The following is a 15,641-nucleotide window of genomic DNA, read 5'->3' as shown; positions in this document are numbered from 1 at the left end:
AAATGCCAACGATAGGAGAAATCCTTTCGTTGGCATTTTTTATTATTGATTGCTTGTAACTTCTTGTTTAACCAATACATCGTCCATTGATATGCCGAGTGCAGCGGCAACGCCTGCGCCATAAGCGGGATCTGCTTGGTAACAGTGGCGGATATGGCGGTATTTGATTTCATTTGGGGCGTCGCCAAGGTTGCGGGCGGTATTACCGAATAATAACTCCTTTTGTTCATCGTCCATCAAATTAAACAGCTTGCCAGGTTGCGTGAAGTAATCATCGTCATCCTGACGGAAATCCCAGTGCGCTGCATCGTCATAGATTTTAAGCGGCGGCTCTTTGAAATCAGGCTGTTCTCTCCATTCTCCGAAGCTGTTCGGTTCATAGGAAGTCCTGCTTCCATGGTTGCCATCCACTCGCATCGCGCCATCACGATGGAAACTATGGAATGGGCATTTTGGAGCGTTGACCGGGATCTGATGATGGTTAACGCCGAGGCGATAACGCTGGGCGTCACCATAAGAGAATAATCTTGCCTGCAACATTTTATCAGGTGAGAAGCCGATGCCGGGAACGATTGCAGCAGGTGTAAACGCGGCTTGCTCGACTTCTGCAAAGTAGTTATCCGGATTACGGTTCAATTCGAATTCGCCCACTTCGATAAGAGGGAAGTCGCCTTTATACCAGACTTTCGTCAAATCGAACGGGTTATAAGGCATGTTCAATGCCTGCTCTTCAGTCATCACTTGAATATACATCTTCCATTTAGGGAAGTTGCCGCTATCGATGCTTTCTAACAAATCCCGTTGGTGAGTTTCGCGGTCCGTGCCGATCAATTCAGTTGCCTGCTCGTCCGTCAAATTCTCAATCCCTTGCTGGGAACGGAAATGGAATTTCACCCATACACGCTCATTGTTTGCATTAATCATGCTGTACGTGTGACTGCCGAATCCGTGCATATGGCGATATGTCTTCGGAATTCCGCGTTCACTCATGACGATGGTTACTTGGTGCAGCGCTTCAGGAAGGGAAGTCCAGAAATCCCAGTTGTTTGTCGCACTTCTCATATTCGTGCGCGGATCCCTTTTAACGGCATGGTTCAAGTCAGGGAATTGAAGGGGGTCTCTAAAGAAGAAGACCGGTGTATTGTTTCCAACAAGATCCCAGTTACCTTCTTCCGTATAAAACTTAAGCGCGAATCCACGGATGTCACGCTCAGCATCAGCAGCTCCTCGTTCGCCTGCAACTGTTGAAAAACGGGCAAACATATCCGTCTTTTTGCCGACCTCAGAGAACAACTTCGCTCTTGTGTATTGAGAAATATCATTTGTCACCGTGAAAGTTCCGTAAGCACCGGATCCTTTTGCATGCATGCGTCGTTCAGGAATGACTTCACGGTCGAAATGCGCTAGTTTTTCAATCAACCAAACATCCTGCAAAAGTACAGGCCCACGAGGCCCCGCAGTCATCGAGTTTTGGTTGTCCACTACAGGTGCCCCAGCAGCGGTTGTCAGTTTCTTTTGAGAATGATTATCATTGCTTGTCATTGATAATGCCTCCTTGAATTTCTAATCTACTATACTTCTTTTTCAATATAGCATAGCCTATACATGAAATCCACAGTTAATTATAATGATTATTGATAAATACTTTTTATTGTGTAATTATAATTATACTTAACAGAATAAATCGAATGTGATGAATGTCGCAATGATAAATTATGAACAAATGTGATCATAAATCTCTTCACCATTCTCCGACGGATTGTCCCACCTTCACTTCGGAATTCACCGGAATCGTAGGTCGGAAGGAGCCGTTATTCTCTAAAAATAAAATGACAGTTGATCCAAATGAGAAGTAGCCGAACTCCTCGCCTTTTTTACAAGAAGTGGAGGAATCCAAAATATGAATGCTATTCACATTCAGAGCCCCCACTTTAATCATAGCCATCCTTCCATGAGTCGTCATAAGTTCTGAAATGATTCGGTAGTTTGTCGCAAAAGGCTGGTTGCCTAGCCGTAAACCAAGATCATTTACCGGGAAGGAAGTTGTTCCGAGAGCATATCTCGATAGAATTTCACCGTCGTATGGATAATGGAAATGATGATAATGGCTTGGGGAGAGATAAAAAACATAAAAGAATCCACCGTTAAATGGAAGTGCTCTCTTTTCATCTCCCAAAACTTGGTTTATACTATATAGATGGTTCTTTATCATAAATGTCTGATTCATACCGATCGTTCCAAATTCCGTGACAACACCGTCAACCGGGGAAGTCAGTATATTGGGGCGCTCGTCGATCGGCCGTGAACCCTTTTTCAAATTACGCGTAAAATAAGCTTGAAGGCTATCATAATGATCTATTGGAAATTCTGCTTCCTCTTCGTTAATATGGTATGTCTTCGCAAACGGTTTGATGAGTTTCCGACTTAGGCGTGAGCGGGCAATTGTTTTTAATAAAGTGGAAGATGCGGGATGTCCGCTCAATTCGACAAAGCGTTTAAATACTATTTTTTTCATTTCAACCGTCTCCTATGTTTTCAGATTAGTAGTTTGGCAAGATAACAATACTGGAGGTATCGTCATGTTTTTATCTAGATACTTAGATTATACGAAAATAAAAGGCCAAGTGGCGAATTCAATCACAATTACAAACTTAAGCTTTGGAATCATCGCAATCATTCTTATCGCCCGGGATCTTGGCCATATGAGCTTGGTGTTCATTTTCCTTGCAGCTCTTTTCGACCGTTTCGATGGAATGGCAGCACGGCACTTTCATTCTGAATCGATGTTTGGCAAAGAACTAGATTCATTAAGTGATATTGTATCATTCGGGGTAGCTCCTGCGCTTTTAATCTATATGACTGATTTATCCTCGATGCTTTGGGTAGGAATTGCAGCAACTGTCTTTTATATCGCCGCTGGAGCCATCCGTCTCGCTCGCTACAATGTAAAGGAATTTGATGGTTCCTTTTATGGACTGCCGATTACGGCAGCTGGTGTTTTGTTGACATTGACATACTTTCTCAGTCCATATATCGGACCTCCGTTTTTCGTTATAATCATGGTCGTACTTGGCTTGGCAATGGTGAGCAATGTTAGAATTGCAAAGGTTTAAACAGCAGAGACTTACGAGAATGGAGTTCGCTTAAAAGTCCATTTATAGTGGCGATCATTTGACAAAGTGTTGATTTGCGCTTCAGGTGGACGCTTTCCGGGGGGGCGAGCGGTAAGCCTCCTCGTTCGCTTCGCTACCTGCGGGGTCTCACCTGTCTCGCTAATCCCCCAGGAGTCGCCACCTTCCGCTCCAATCAACAGTCATACCTCGATTCAATAAAACACTAAAGAATTACCAGCTATAATTCAATAAGCCTATTATCAGTGAAATTGATATTGGGCTTATTCTAAGCTTTTATTCGGTCTCAATTAGATCGATAAAACCTGGAAAAGTCAGTGTTTATCGTCGTAAGGATATTGGTATTTTTGTCAAGTGTGAACTTTACAATCTTCTAAGTGGGGCGTATAATTTATGTTGTCTGAATTGGAGACGTACCCAAGAGGCTGAAGAGAGCTGACTCGAAATCAGCTACGGCGTTCACGCGCCGCGGGGGTTCAAATCCTCTCGTTTCCGTAATACGAAATCAATGGATTTCAATAAGTATCAAAACCCTTGTATTCAGTAGGGTTTTTCTTTTTGTCTATTTCATCAAATCGTATCTAATTGAAACCAACCGATGTTAAATCCGATGTTAGCATCGGGTAGAAAAATGTGATATGCTCATCGCGAATTTGCTGGAACTAACGAATCACAAGGACAAAGCGATTATTAAAACAGCGCATTGAAGGGCCAGCTAAAAAGTTCTTCACTTAGATAAAGCTATATACCCGACAGTACTACGTGCGCCACAACACTGTATTTAAAAAATGGATGGTCGCTTGGTCTGGGTGGAGTAGCTGTAGTAGATTTAGCTATGGCGGGAAAAAACTGAAGTGAGATTGGCGACATTAAAGATACTAACCAAAGGTAATCCCTAATATGAAAACTATTTGTGCTCTCGGTTAAATATATTTATTTCCGTACTCGATTTAAGGGTACTTTAGTGTTTTCCTCATAACGATTCAGTAATCCATGTAACCATGTGTCTGTATATCTAATTCTTGAAATATTTGATTGCTGCACTTGAGTAACTAAATAAAGAAGAGTACATCACGTAATTGTGATGTACTCTTCTTTACTCACCTTCAAAGAATGTGAAATCAACTTCTTTAATTAATACCTTACGCTTGATAGTGACACCAACATTATAATCTAACATATATCTAGCTAATTTGTTACCATCAATCAAGATAACTTTCTTATAAGGAAGAACTTTAACATAGTCATTCGCACCTTGAGAAAAACTAGATGTAGTAATAAAGACACCCTTACTAGCACTTCTCCCTTCTAAAGCACCTACAAACGCCATTATATCGGGTCTGCCAACGGTGTTTATCCAACGTTTAGCTTGAACATAAATATTATCCAAACCAAGTTTATCTTCTTTTATTATTCCATCAAGACCCTCATCATTTGTACTTTGAGTTACTTCTCCATCCCCGTAACCCATTGCAGTTAATAGTTCCACAACTATGCTTTCAAACCTTTTCCAATGGACTTTCTGAAGTTCTGTAAGGATCTTATCTATCAAATACTTATCAAGTTCTACTAATTGCTCGTTAATTACTTTTATCGGATCTACCACTTGTTCTAATTCTTCTAGTTCTTCTTGAATCTCAATTTCACTTTCATTAAGCAAATCTAAACCATCTTTAGTAATTCGGTAGGTATGTTTTCCTACTTCTTCTATATATCCTTTTTTCTGTAATGAAAATCTCGTTGCCCTCATACGACTCACAAATACTGTTTCTTTGCTATCGGGATACGAAAAATTAATTTGTTCTTCTATCAATTTAAAATGATTTGCAACTCCCTCATTCAACTTAGTCGCAATGTATAAATCTTCATCTGACATTACCAATAATATTGGGATGACTAAATCTTTAGAAGAAGGCATTGTCGTTAAAACTTTACTCTCGATTATTGTTAGTCTATTCTTTTCTGAAATTATTCTGTTTATTTCAATCTCAGAACTTGGAACTCCTTGTTCTTCAAAAATATTTTCAATTTCATTTAAACTTAAATGTGCGTCATTTAATTTCTTAACCTTCTTTAAAAATTCATATGCTTCTTCATCGTAGTACTTATAAATTCCTGTTTCTTCAAAGGGTAGATATCTTTGGAACTTTTTAATCCACTGTCTTCCTTTTGATTCAGTCCAACCAAATCTTTTAGATAGCTCTGTTTGACTGATGGTTTTATTATTCGTCATAAATACACCCCCATAACTTTTATTTAATTCTATTGTAAATTATGGATATACGCCACTCAATTATGATGTGCGATAGGAAATACAACTCACGTGACTGTTGCAGTGATTGCATGTGTGATTAAGTTCCTGAAAGTGCATGGGCATATTATATTTATTAGGGGCATCCGTTGCTTGGAGTGCAGGCGCCGACTCCTGCGGGAATAGCATGAGCCTTGAGACCCCGGAAGGAGCACGCTTTTTGCGACTGAGGAGGCTCGAGCCATGCCCGCGGAAAGCGTGCGCCGAAACGGAGAGCAACTGCCTGTTGATATCAAAGTCCCTTAAATACATATAGAAAACGACTTAACTGCAGGTAAGCAAGCGTCAGCCTGAAGCGGAAATCCTGTTGGGACATATGTATAAGTATTTCAATTGGTGACTTGTACAAATGTCTGTTATTCTATAAGAAAGCATCTAATTGAAAGGATGAGTGACATGTCAGGACCGGCATTGAAACAACTCCAAGCTCACCGCTCCATCCATGAAGGCGGATTATCAGGAGCAGTCAGCAAGACCGAACTGCTAATAGAGTTTCTGCAGGAAGGCGATATGAAATCGGCTGATCGAGCAGCTGATGAACTGATCGATTATTGGAAGTCAAGGGTGATTAGCCACGCTGATGCCGAAGAAGAAGGGCTCTATCTGGAAATCAAAAAAGAGAATCCAGAATTGGAAGAGGCCATCACCCAATTGACGAGAGATCACGATCTGCTTAGGATTATCGTAAAAGATATCGAAATGCTTCGCGAAACAGAAAAACTCAGCCCTACAGTTTTACAGAAGTTTTATGCACTGCTAGTTGTCAATGAAATACATAGCCGCGATGAAGAACGGTTGTTGCTGGAGTAAGAAAGGTGAAAAAGCGCCGAAAATGGGTGCTTTTTTCTTTGATTGATAAAGAGAGGTGAGTCCAATCGAAAAAATTAATTCCGTCTTATCTACCTATTTTGGATTTTCTTCCTTCCGCACCGGGCAAGAAAAAGCCATCCGAAACGTGCTTGAAGGGAAAGACACACTATGCGTCATGCCTACAGGCGGCGGTAAATCCATCTGCTATCAAGTTCCTGCGCTAGTAATGGAGGGCACAGTACTTGTCGTATCCCCCTTAATTTCATTGATGAAAGACCAAGTGGATGCCTTGCATCAAATCGACATACCAGCAGCGTACATTAATAGTACATTATCAACGGAAGAATATTTCGGGACGGTTGAAAATGCACTAGGAGGAATGTATCGTCTGCTTTATGTAGCTCCTGAGCGATTTGAATCCCCTTCATTTATTCAGCAAATCGGTAAAATGGATATCCCGATGATCGCCATCGACGAGGCACACTGTATCTCGCAATGGGGACATGATTTCAGGCCGAGTTACCGGATGTTAAGCAAAGTCATATCTTCCTTCGAACAAAAACCGGTCGTTTTGGCTTTGACGGCTACTGCAACGCCTGCCGTCCGGGAAGATATTTGCGGCCAATTGCATATTGAACAGGAAAACACAGTAATGACTGGCTTTGAGAGAAGCAATCTCACCTTTTCTGTCATTAAAGGGCAGGACAGGGACAAGTTCGTCAAGGACTATGTTAAAAAGAACGATGGAGAGGCGGGTATTATTTATGCCGCCACCCGTAAAGCAGTTGACCAGATCCATGCCACGTTAGAACGAAGCGGAGTCGCTGTTGCAAAATATCATGCTGGACTCTCGGATGGTGTCCGGCAAGCGGAGCAGGACCGGTTCCTTATGGATGAGGCGACGATCATGGTTGCAACGAATGCATTTGGGATGGGAATAGATAAAAGTAACATCCGTTACGTAATCCATTACCAAATGCCGAAAAACATGGAAAGTTATTATCAGGAAGCAGGCCGTGCGGGAAGGGATGGACTGGATAGTGAGTGCACCGTTTTATTCTCTTCGCAGGACGTAATCACGCAACGGTTCCTCATTGACCAATCGCAGGATCAAAATCGAATTCCCGCCGAGCTTGAGAAGCTGCAGTCGATGATCGACTACTGCCATACTGAATCATGCCTTCAAAAGTTCATCATTTCATATTTCGGGGAGACGGACGTGCAGGATTGCGGCCGTTGCGCAAACTGTACAGACACCCGCGAGAGCTTTGAAGTGACGGTTGATGTGCAGAAGGTACTATCCTGCGTCATACGAATGGGGCAGCGATTCGGAAAAACGATGATTGCTCAAGTTCTGACAGGTTCACGAAATAAAAAAGTGTTGGAGTTCGGGTTTGATAAATTAACTACATATGGTTTGATGAAAGAAAGGAATGCGAAAGACATTTCCGATTTTATCGAATTCATCATCTCCGAAAATTATCTCGGTGTGGAAAACGGTCAGTTCCCGATTATCTATGTCACTGAACAAGGCAAGGATGTATTGACTGGTAAAATCAAAGTGTTTAGAAAAGGAACCGTCGAAACGAAGCAGATAGCGAAAGATGATCCTTTATTCAACCAGTTGCGTGCACTTCGCATGAAGCTTGCTCAAGAAGCAGGAGTACCTCCGTTCGTCGTCTTTTCGGATAAGTCATTGCGTGACATGGCGGCAAAAATGCCGGTTACGGAAGAAGAATTTTTGGAAGTGAACGGCGTCGGGGCGGCGAAGCTGGAAAGATACGGCGAAGCATTCATGGAAGAAATAAAATCATTCGCTTCACAAACTAGTTAACTAAATACAAAACAGGTGAAGGATCGCAAAAATGCGATTTCCTTCACCTGTTTTTTATACATTTACATTTGGAACTTCTCGTTTATCCCCATAAAGTTCTCATTATTCCACAGAGAGTTCTCGTTACAGATCATTATGTTCTCATTACTCCATGGAAAGTTCTCATTCTAAGTCAAAAAGTTCTCGTTTAGGGCTATGAAGTTCTCATTTATCTTTGAAAAGTTCTCGTTTATGGCGATCAGTTCTGTAATGATATCTCTTCGCTCATAATTTCAGGTTCCTTTTTTCTACATACAGACACGAGCAAATAGACGATCGGCGTATCCAAAACGGCGATGATGAATTTGAAGACATATTGGCTAGCGATCATTCCTAACAAAGCACCTATCGGCATCGTTCCCGCAAAAGCGATTGTTATGAAAATCGTCGTATCGACGAGTTGGCTTGCCATCGTTGACACATTGTTCCGCACCCATAACTTTTTCGCACCATGCCTTCTTTTCAATCTATCGAATATGGTGACATCCAGGTTCTGACTGATGAGGTACGCAGCCAAGCTTGCGATTGTCACGCGGAAGCCCGCTGTGAAAATCGTTTCGAATGCTTCCTGATGTTCATAGAAAGAGGCTGCCGGCAAATGGATTGCTAGCCAAATGAAGCCGATTGCGAAAAGCTGTGCGATGAAGCCAGTCTGAACCGTCTTTCTTGCAGCTTCTTTTCCATAGGCTTCCGTCAATACATCCAAAATTGGATACGTGCAAACGTAGATGATGGCTGCTGCCGGTATTACGATCCAATCGCCGATGCTCATCAACTTGACCGCCACGATATTCGATAAAATTAACAGGCCGACAAAAATCCCGCTTAAATAATAACGCATTTCATTGTTTCCCCCTCAACGGTTATCGATCTTTTCGGGATACATGTCATGGTTCATCATTCGATGTTCCGCCATTTTTTCGTATTTCGTACCAGGCTTTCCGTAATTGCAATAAGGATCGATGGAAAGTCCGCCACGCGGAGTGAACTTGCCCCATACTTCAATATAGCGTGGATCAATCAGCTTAATTAGATCATTCATGATGATGTTGACGCAGTCCTCGTGGAAGTCTCCGTGATTGCGGAAACTGAACAAATACAATTTCAATGATTTACTTTCGACCAATTTTTTATCCGGCACGAAACTGATATACATTGTTGCGAAGTCCGGCTGTCCTGTCATCGGACAAAGTGATGTGAATTCGGGGCAGTTGAATTTGACGAAGAAATCCCGTTCCGTGTGCATATTATCGACGGATTCCAAAATAGTAGGGTCATACTCATAGGCGTACTTTGTATTTTGATTCCCTAGCAAAGTTAAATCCGTTAATGTGTTTTCATCTCTTCCAGCCAATTAAAAAACCTCCATGATTATAGTTGTCAGGGAGGGGCCATAGAGAACAAAAAAAGCCATGTCACGTAAATGGACATGGCAAAATTTCCGTCATCCATAGTTTTTTATAGAGGGTCGCTATGAACCTCTCCCGAACAGGGTTATTCATTTCGTGTAAGACTTTAACCTATCAAGGCCCCTCTGTCAATAGTAGACTCTTTTTCATTCCGAGGATCGTATAAACGGCGACGCTTATTAGGATGATGCCAGTGAGCATGAACCCACCCTTGAATGTCAAATCCAAATAGCCGATGAGACTTGAGCCTGCGACGACCCCGATGGAAAAGAATGCGTAGAAATAGCCGTAAGCCTTTCCGCGGAATTCCGGTGATGAAGAATCGATGAGCAAAGAATTAATGGAAGGGAATAGAAATGCAAAACCTATTCCATACAATGCCATTGCCAAATACAGGAGCTGCAACTCTGAAACTTGACTAAGGAAAAGCATACTTGCCCCCATCATCGAGATGCCGAAAGCCAATGTGATCATCGGACGTACTTTATCGAAAATACGGTTGATCGGCAGCAGGAATATCAGGATGGCGACGACGCCGAACGTGCTGAGCAGCATGCCCGTCGCTTTTGTGTCAAATCCGAGCGCCTCGACTTTCAAAGGCAAGACTAAAGCCAACACACCTTGTGAGAACATAAGGAAAAACGCGCCTGCGAAAGCACGGACCATGCCGGGATGCTTGAACAAATACCGGACTCTGAAATGCTTTGCTTCTTTTGTTCTTTGCTTTTTTTCAAATGAAACAGATCGTAAAACAAAAAATGCGGCGATCGCAAGGATGAACATAATGACGCCGTTAACTGTCATAATGAATGGAGCACCCGTTTTTGAAGCGACAATGCCGCTATAAGCAGGACCAATGATTGCCGCCATTCCTACAAAGGCGCCTGAAATGGCTACACTTCGGCCTCGCTTTGATTCTTCGGCACGATTGGCGAGGAATGTAAAGGCAGCAGGGACAATTAGCCCTTCCATGAAGCCATGGACGAAGCGAATCCCGAGAAGGGAAGCAGGTCCTATTGCGAAGGAATAAAGAAGCAGAGAAATACCTGATGCAAATAATCCGATAAGCAGAATAGCGAACGGTCCTCTACGGTCCGTCATGAATCCGGAAATGACATTCCCGATGGTATTGGAAAATGAATACATTCCGACAGCCAACCCCGTCATGAACGATGAAGCACCTAAGGACAAAGCAAAAGGGCTCATGATAGGAAGTTGTGAAAATAAATCAAAGAAGGAAAAAAAGACGATTATATAAACGAAAGCACGCATTTGGAATCCTCATTTCATAAAATTGACTCATATTCTACTTTACCATGGATGCCGGATTAGGCAAAAGGACAGCTTGTGAACAAAAGAATAATTAGCCAAAATTGTGGCGAAACGATAAAATGAGAGAATACTTGCAAAGAGAGGGATGGTCATAGTGGACACGAAAATCAGAATTGGCATCGCTGGATACGGAAATTTGGGCAAAGGGGTCGAGTCGGCAATTGCTCAAAACGATGATCTGGAGCTCGTTGGCGTATTCACCCGTAGAGAACCGGGAGACTTGAGAGTGAATAGCGGTGCACCTGTTTTGCGTTTGAATGAAATCGAAGAACATGTGGATGATATTGACGTACTGATCTTATGCGGGGGTTCGAAAGATGATCTTCCTGAACAAGGACCTGCGCTTTCGAGGCTGTTCAATACAGTAGACAGCTTTGATACGCATGCTAAGATTCCCGTATACTTTGAAGCGGTAGATGAATCGGCTAGACCGAATGGTAAAACGGCTATCATTTCCGTAGGATGGGATCCAGGACTATTTTCGATCAACAGGCTTTACGGAGAATCGATTCTTCCTGAGGGTGCAACCTATACGTTCTGGGGGAAAGGGTTGAGCCAAGGACATTCGGATGCTGTCAGAAGGATCGAGGGGGTCAAAGGGGCAGTCCAATATACGATTCCTGTTGAATCGGCAGTCGAACAGGTGCGCAACGGATCACAGCCGGAACTGACGACGCGCGACAAGCATACACGTGAATGCTATGTTGTATTGGAAGAAGGTGCCGACGCAGCCGAGGTAGAGCAAGCGATCGTGACGATGCCCAATTACTTTACAGATTATGATACGACAGTCCATTTCATTACTGAGCAGCAATTGAGAGAAGACCATAGCGCAATGCCTCACGGCGGTTTTGTCATCCGTAGCGGGAAAACCGGCGCTACGAACAATCAGGTTATGGAATTTTCATTGAAATTGGACAGCAATCCGGAATTCACATCCAGCGTACTAGTCGCTTATGCGAGGGCGGCTTACAGGTTGAATAAAAAAGGGGATATAGGCGCAAAAACCGTGTTTGACGTCGCCCCTGGACTGCTTTCTCCGAAGAGTGCAGCACAGCTTCGCAAAGAAATATTGTGATTGTGAAAGCACTTCCATTGTTGCTATCTTTCATCTATACTGAATTTGAAGTTTTTTACTTAGGAGGTCGAAATAAATGTCGAAGATGGATGATACGTTACTCATGCTGAAAGACTTGACGGACGCGAAGGGGATTCCCGGCAATGAACGTGAACCGCGTGAAGTCATGAAGAAATATATCGAGCCATACGCTGATGAAATTGAATACGATGGACTCGGATCTTTGATTGCCAAAAAAAGTGGCGATGCAAATGGACCGAAAGTGATGGTGGCAGGCCACTTGGATGAAGTCGGCTTCATGGTGACGAAAATTGACGATAAAGGATTCATTTCCTTCCAGCCGGTCGGCGGATGGTGGTCGCAAGTCATGCTTGCCCAACGAGTGACGATCGTTACGCGTAAAGGGGACACTTTGACGGGCATCATCGGATCGAAGCCTCCTCATATCCTATCTGCGGAAGCCCGGAAAAAGCCGGTGGACATTAAAGACATGTTCATCGATATCGGAGCTGAATCGAAGAAGGAAGCGATGGAATGGGGCGTTCTGCCCGGTGATATGATCGTTCCGTATTTCGAATTCACGGTCATGAACAATGATAAATACTTGCTTGCGAAAGCATGGGATAACCGCATTGGCTGTGCAATCGCAATTGACGTCCTGAAAGCGCTAAAAGGTGAAAATCACCCGAATATCGTATTCGGCGTTGGTGCGGTGCAAGAGGAAATCGGCTTGCGCGGTGCAAAAACGGCTGCTGCAAAAGTGAATCCGGATATCGGCTTTGCAGTTGACGTAGGCGTTGCGGGAGATACGCCAGGCGTCACTTCAAAGGAATCGACAAGCAAAATGGGCGACGGGCCTCAAATCCTTCTCTATGATGCATCGATGGTTTCCCATAAAGGTTTGCGTGATCTTGTCGTCGATACGGCAGAAGAACACGGCATCCCATACCAATTCGAGGCGATTCCGGGCGGAGGAACAGATGCAGGTTCAATCCATGTAAGCGGGAACGGCGTGCCGTCTCTTGCCATTTGCGTCGCAACTCGCTATATCCATTCCCATGCAGCAATGCTGCACCGGGATGATTACGAAAATGCGGTGAAATTGATTGTGGAAGTAATCAAGAAGCTCGACCTTGACACAGTTGATCAAATCATTTTTCAATAAGGACTGATAGGAAAGATCGTGCCTGCTAGAGGTGCGATCTTTTTTATACATATATATGTGAATAAATGCATATTGGTAAATTCTTATCTAATGAATAAAAAACCATTAGTAAAGCATACTTCTGACTAACTAAGTATTTCTAGATTGCTCATAATAATTCATTTGACTTTATAAATATACGTACATATAATGAAACATACAAACCATATTCAGGATGGAGATGATCATTTTGGTGAAAATGCATATATCGACATTAAAAACTGCGAAAAAAATTGAAGGTCAGCTAAAAGGCCGTGATTTGTTGACGTTATTGGACTATACGAGTGAAGAAATCGATTATTTATTGCAAAAAGCGTTGGTGATGAAGAAAGAAGTAATTGCAGGAAAAATTCCCCCCATACTGCAAGGGAAGACACTCGGCATGATTTTTGAAAAACATTCCACACGTACAAGGATTTCATTCGAAGTCGGCATGGTACAGCTTGGCGGCCATGCGATGTATATGAATGCGAATGATCTTCAAATCGGACGCGGAGAATCGGTGCATGATACCGGAAAAGTATTGTCGGGGTACTTGGACGCTGTCATGATTCGAGCAAACTCGCATGAAATGGTGGAAGAGCTAGCGAAGCATTCATCAATCCCCGTTATCAATGGACTGACGGATATGTATCATCCATGCCAAGCGCTTGCGGATTTATTGACGATGATCGAAGTGAAAGGGTCTATTGCCGGCAAGAAACTCGCTTATGTAGGCGACGGAAATAATGTTGCCCATTCGTTGGTCATTGGGGCGGCGAGTATGGGGATGCATGTAGCGGTCGCAACGCCTAAAGGGTATGAGTTCAATTCCGACCTTTATGTGGAAGCTGAAAAAATTGCTGCGGCGAATGGCGGATCCGTCTTACAGACAAACAATCCTATTGAAGCGGTGAGAAACGCAGATGTCGTCTATACGGACGTCTGGGCGAGCATGGGGCAGGAGGAAGAGGCTGCTGCGCGACTTGAAGCATTCAAAGGGTTCCAGATAAACGATCAGCTTGTTGCAAATGCAAAGAAAGACTATATGTTTTTACATTGCTTGCCGGCCCACCGTGAAGAAGAGGTTGCGACTTCCGTAATTGACGGTCCGAATTCGTATGTTTTTCAGCAGGCGGAGAACAGATTGCATGCACAAAAAGCTGTATTGGCGGCTTTACTGTAGGGAATTATGTTCAAAGAACGGTAAAAGCCACTCAGATGAGTGGCTTTTACCGTTCTTTATGATCCTGCAGAGAACGCCTGGGCAAGTTCACCGCTGATTTTCGACTTTTCCTGTTCATCGGCATTGACCCACAGCTTTTCAAAAAATACTCCTAGACCTGGTAATAAATGTTCTTCGCCTCGCTGTAATGCATCCTCAACAACGCTTCGAATATCGGTCGCCGAGTTATTCGACATATTAGCGGCGATGGCGTCACGAATTTGAAAATTCATCTTATCATCCTCCTGCCATCATTTTGTACACATTGATCGCCAACTATACGGACATTTGTTACACTAGAAGAAAAAGGATGTCGCACAATACATGAAAAGAATCGAATCAACGCAAAATGCGCTCGTAAAACATTGGAAAAAGCTTGTAACGTCTAAGAAGGATCGCGATAAATCTGAAGAATTCCTCGTTGAAGGCTTCCATCTCGTCGAAGAGGCTATGAAGAAGGAAGGGACAATCCTTCATTTAATTGTTAGGGAGGATTTGGAACTTCCTGCTAGTTGGAAAACCGATAATCTACAACTTATCCAAGTAACAAAGGCGGTTGCAAAAGAACTGGTAGAGACAGAGCAGTCACAAGGAATATTTGCTCATTGCCGTCAGCCGGAACATTCAGGTGAGGAAGCTGACAGCTGGAAGAAGCTTTTATTCATCGATGCTGTACAGGATCCGGGAAATATCGGAACAATGATCCGGACTGCGGATGCTGCTGGAATGGATGCAGTTATCCTCGGGAAAGGTTCAGCGGATCCATTCAATCCTAAAACAGTGCGTTCCGCTCAAGGATCTCATTTCCATATCCCTGTCGTGAAAGGGGAGCTCGGTGAATGGATTGACCGGGCAAAGTCGTCCGGCATCAAAGTCATCGGAACGGGTTTGCACAATGCCGTCGATCATTTCACTGTAAGTCCGTTGAGTGAATTTGCGCTAATCGTTGGAAATGAAGGAAGTGGAGTTGCCGCCGAATACTTATCGAAAGCCGATGACATCGTGAAGATTCCATTGTACGGAAAAGCGGAATCATTGAATGTCGCCATTGCTGCGGGCATCCTGCTTTATACGTACGGTAAGCAATGAGATCTATGTTGATGAACAAAACGAAATCGGGTATAGTAAAGTTGTATATAATTTTCGAATGGCTATGACCGGGAAAAGTAAACAGTATGAAACCGACAGGAAATCGGCGCCTTGACTGAGAGCGCGGATAGGCGAAACACTGTTGAAGTTCACCCCGCGAGCTGCCGCTTGGACCAGTGCAAACTGTAAAGGCGTGCCGG

Annotated in this window: 14 protein-coding genes, 1 tRNA gene, 1 riboswitch and 1 other annotated feature (1 of these 17 cut by a window edge); of the genes, 8 read left to right on the top strand and 7 right to left on the bottom strand. The window is 43.3% G+C overall.

The window, feature by feature from the left end:
- Nucleotides 1–42: 42 nt before the first annotated feature.
- Complete coding sequence (locus OC538_RS04855) at nucleotides 43–1,542, bottom strand: catalase (RefSeq protein WP_251694208.1); 1,500 nt, start codon at nucleotides 1,540–1,542, stop codon at nucleotides 43–45.
- Nucleotides 1,543–1,741: 199 nt separating this feature from the next.
- Nucleotides 1,742–2,515, bottom strand: a complete 774-nt coding sequence (asd, locus tag OC538_RS04850; protein WP_251694209.1) for an archaetidylserine decarboxylase — start codon at nucleotides 2,513–2,515, stop codon at nucleotides 1,742–1,744.
- A 64-nt stretch (nucleotides 2,516–2,579) separates the two neighbouring features.
- Between asd and pssA the strand changes: the two genes are divergently transcribed.
- Both pssA and OC538_RS04840 read left to right on the top strand, forming a co-directional pair.
- A complete protein-coding gene (gene pssA / locus OC538_RS04845) occupies nucleotides 2,580–3,113 on the top strand; it encodes a CDP-diacylglycerol--serine O-phosphatidyltransferase (RefSeq protein ID WP_251694210.1) in 534 nt (177 codons plus the stop codon).
- Nucleotides 3,114–3,538: 425 nt separating this feature from the next.
- Nucleotides 3,539–3,626 (top strand) — tRNA-Ser (locus OC538_RS04840).
- Nucleotides 3,627–4,227: 601 nt separating this feature from the next.
- On the opposite strand, the gene OC538_RS04835 is transcribed toward OC538_RS04840, so the two are convergent.
- Nucleotides 4,228–5,364 carry a restriction endonuclease gene (locus OC538_RS04835; RefSeq protein WP_251694211.1) on the bottom strand — a complete coding sequence of 379 codons (1,137 nt, stop codon included), beginning with the start codon at nucleotides 5,362–5,364 and terminating at the stop codon, nucleotides 4,228–4,230.
- Nucleotides 5,365–5,838: 474 nt separating this feature from the next.
- Between OC538_RS04835 and OC538_RS04830 the strand changes: the two genes are divergently transcribed.
- Both OC538_RS04830 and recQ read left to right on the top strand, forming a co-directional pair.
- Nucleotides 5,839–6,252: a hemerythrin domain-containing protein gene (locus OC538_RS04830; protein WP_251694212.1), complete on the top strand. Its 414-nt coding sequence runs from the start codon at nucleotides 5,839–5,841 to the stop codon at nucleotides 6,250–6,252.
- Nucleotides 6,253–6,307: 55 nt separating this feature from the next.
- The gene (gene recQ / locus OC538_RS04825; protein WP_251694213.1) at nucleotides 6,308–8,086 is read left to right on the top strand and encodes a DNA helicase RecQ; all 1,779 of its coding nucleotides are present in this window, start codon (nucleotides 6,308–6,310) and stop codon (nucleotides 8,084–8,086) included.
- A gap of 238 nt (nucleotides 8,087–8,324) precedes the next feature.
- Here the strand turns inward: recQ and OC538_RS04820 are convergent, their stop codons facing one another.
- The 3 genes from OC538_RS04820 to OC538_RS04810 form a co-directional block, all read right to left on the bottom strand.
- Nucleotides 8,325–8,966, bottom strand: a complete 642-nt coding sequence (locus OC538_RS04820) for a queuosine precursor transporter (protein ID WP_251694214.1) — start codon at nucleotides 8,964–8,966, stop codon at nucleotides 8,325–8,327.
- Nucleotides 8,967–8,981: 15 nt separating this feature from the next.
- Complete coding sequence (gene queF, locus OC538_RS04815; protein WP_251694215.1) at nucleotides 8,982–9,479, bottom strand: preQ(1) synthase; 498 nt, start codon at nucleotides 9,477–9,479, stop codon at nucleotides 8,982–8,984.
- 90 nt (nucleotides 9,480–9,569) lie between these two features.
- A riboswitch (PreQ1 riboswitch) is annotated at nucleotides 9,570–9,613 on the bottom strand.
- 35 nt (nucleotides 9,614–9,648) lie between these two features.
- The gene (locus OC538_RS04810) at nucleotides 9,649–10,806 is read right to left on the bottom strand and encodes an MFS transporter (RefSeq protein WP_251694216.1); all 1,158 of its coding nucleotides are present in this window, start codon (nucleotides 10,804–10,806) and stop codon (nucleotides 9,649–9,651) included.
- A 154-nt stretch (nucleotides 10,807–10,960) separates the two neighbouring features.
- Here OC538_RS04810 and OC538_RS04805 point away from each other — a divergent pair, with 154 nt between their 5' ends.
- The 3 genes from OC538_RS04805 to argF all read left to right on the top strand — a co-directional run bounded on the left by OC538_RS04805 (nucleotide 10,961) and on the right by argF (nucleotide 14,313).
- The gene (locus tag OC538_RS04805; protein WP_262173510.1) at nucleotides 10,961–11,944 is read left to right on the top strand and encodes a diaminopimelate dehydrogenase; all 984 of its coding nucleotides are present in this window, start codon (nucleotides 10,961–10,963) and stop codon (nucleotides 11,942–11,944) included.
- A 76-nt stretch (nucleotides 11,945–12,020) separates the two neighbouring features.
- Nucleotides 12,021–13,109, top strand: a complete 1,089-nt coding sequence (locus OC538_RS04800) for a M42 family metallopeptidase (RefSeq protein WP_251694218.1) — start codon at nucleotides 12,021–12,023, stop codon at nucleotides 13,107–13,109.
- Nucleotides 13,110–13,347: 238 nt separating this feature from the next.
- Entirely contained in the window at nucleotides 13,348–14,313 is a 966-nt protein-coding gene (gene argF, locus OC538_RS04795) for an ornithine carbamoyltransferase (protein WP_251695254.1), read from the top strand.
- Between the two features lie 56 nt (nucleotides 14,314–14,369).
- On the opposite strand, the gene sspI is transcribed toward argF, so the two are convergent.
- Nucleotides 14,370–14,585: a small acid-soluble spore protein SspI gene (sspI, locus tag OC538_RS04790; protein WP_251694219.1), complete on the bottom strand. Its 216-nt coding sequence runs from the start codon at nucleotides 14,583–14,585 to the stop codon at nucleotides 14,370–14,372.
- 91 nt (nucleotides 14,586–14,676) lie between these two features.
- Here sspI and OC538_RS04785 point away from each other — a divergent pair, with 91 nt between their 5' ends.
- Nucleotides 14,677–15,441 carry a TrmH family RNA methyltransferase gene (locus OC538_RS04785; protein WP_251694220.1) on the top strand — a complete coding sequence of 255 codons (765 nt, stop codon included), beginning with the start codon at nucleotides 14,677–14,679 and terminating at the stop codon, nucleotides 15,439–15,441.
- Between the two features lie 55 nt (nucleotides 15,442–15,496).
- Nucleotides 15,497–15,641, top strand: a binding site (T-box leader) (it continues 84 nt past the right edge of the window).

The organism is Saccharococcus sp. Marseille-Q5394 (genome assembly GCF_946901335.1).
GTDB lineage: Bacteria > Bacillota > Bacilli > Bacillales_A > Planococcaceae > Sporosarcina > Sporosarcina luteola_C.
Note: the sequence above shows the minus strand (reverse complement) of the source record. Positions and strands in the feature narration are given on the sequence as shown.

Coding starts and splice junctions, on each gene's coding strand:
- OC538_RS04830 (WP_251694212.1), top strand. CDS start 5,839: ATGTCAGGACCGGCATTGAAACAACTCCAAGCTCACCGCTCCATCCAT.
- asd (WP_251694209.1), bottom strand. CDS start 2,515: ATGAAAAAAATAGTATTTAAACGCTTTGTCGAATTGAGCGGACATCCC.
- OC538_RS04855 (WP_251694208.1), bottom strand. CDS start 1,542: ATGACAAGCAATGATAATCATTCTCAAAAGAAACTGACAACCGCTGCT.
- OC538_RS04810 (WP_251694216.1), bottom strand. CDS start 10,806: ATGCGTGCTTTCGTTTATATAATCGTCTTTTTTTCCTTCTTTGATTTA.
- OC538_RS04785 (WP_251694220.1), top strand. CDS start 14,677: ATGAAAAGAATCGAATCAACGCAAAATGCGCTCGTAAAACATTGGAAA.
- OC538_RS04820 (WP_251694214.1), bottom strand. CDS start 8,966: ATGCGTTATTATTTAAGCGGGATTTTTGTCGGCCTGTTAATTTTATCG.
- OC538_RS04800 (WP_251694218.1), top strand. CDS start 12,021: ATGTCGAAGATGGATGATACGTTACTCATGCTGAAAGACTTGACGGAC.
- sspI (WP_251694219.1), bottom strand. CDS start 14,585: ATGAATTTTCAAATTCGTGACGCCATCGCCGCTAATATGTCGAATAAC.
- OC538_RS04835 (WP_251694211.1), bottom strand. CDS start 5,364: ATGACGAATAATAAAACCATCAGTCAAACAGAGCTATCTAAAAGATTT.
- argF (WP_251695254.1), top strand. CDS start 13,348: ATGCATATATCGACATTAAAAACTGCGAAAAAAATTGAAGGTCAGCTA.
- pssA (WP_251694210.1), top strand. CDS start 2,580: ATGTTTTTATCTAGATACTTAGATTATACGAAAATAAAAGGCCAAGTG.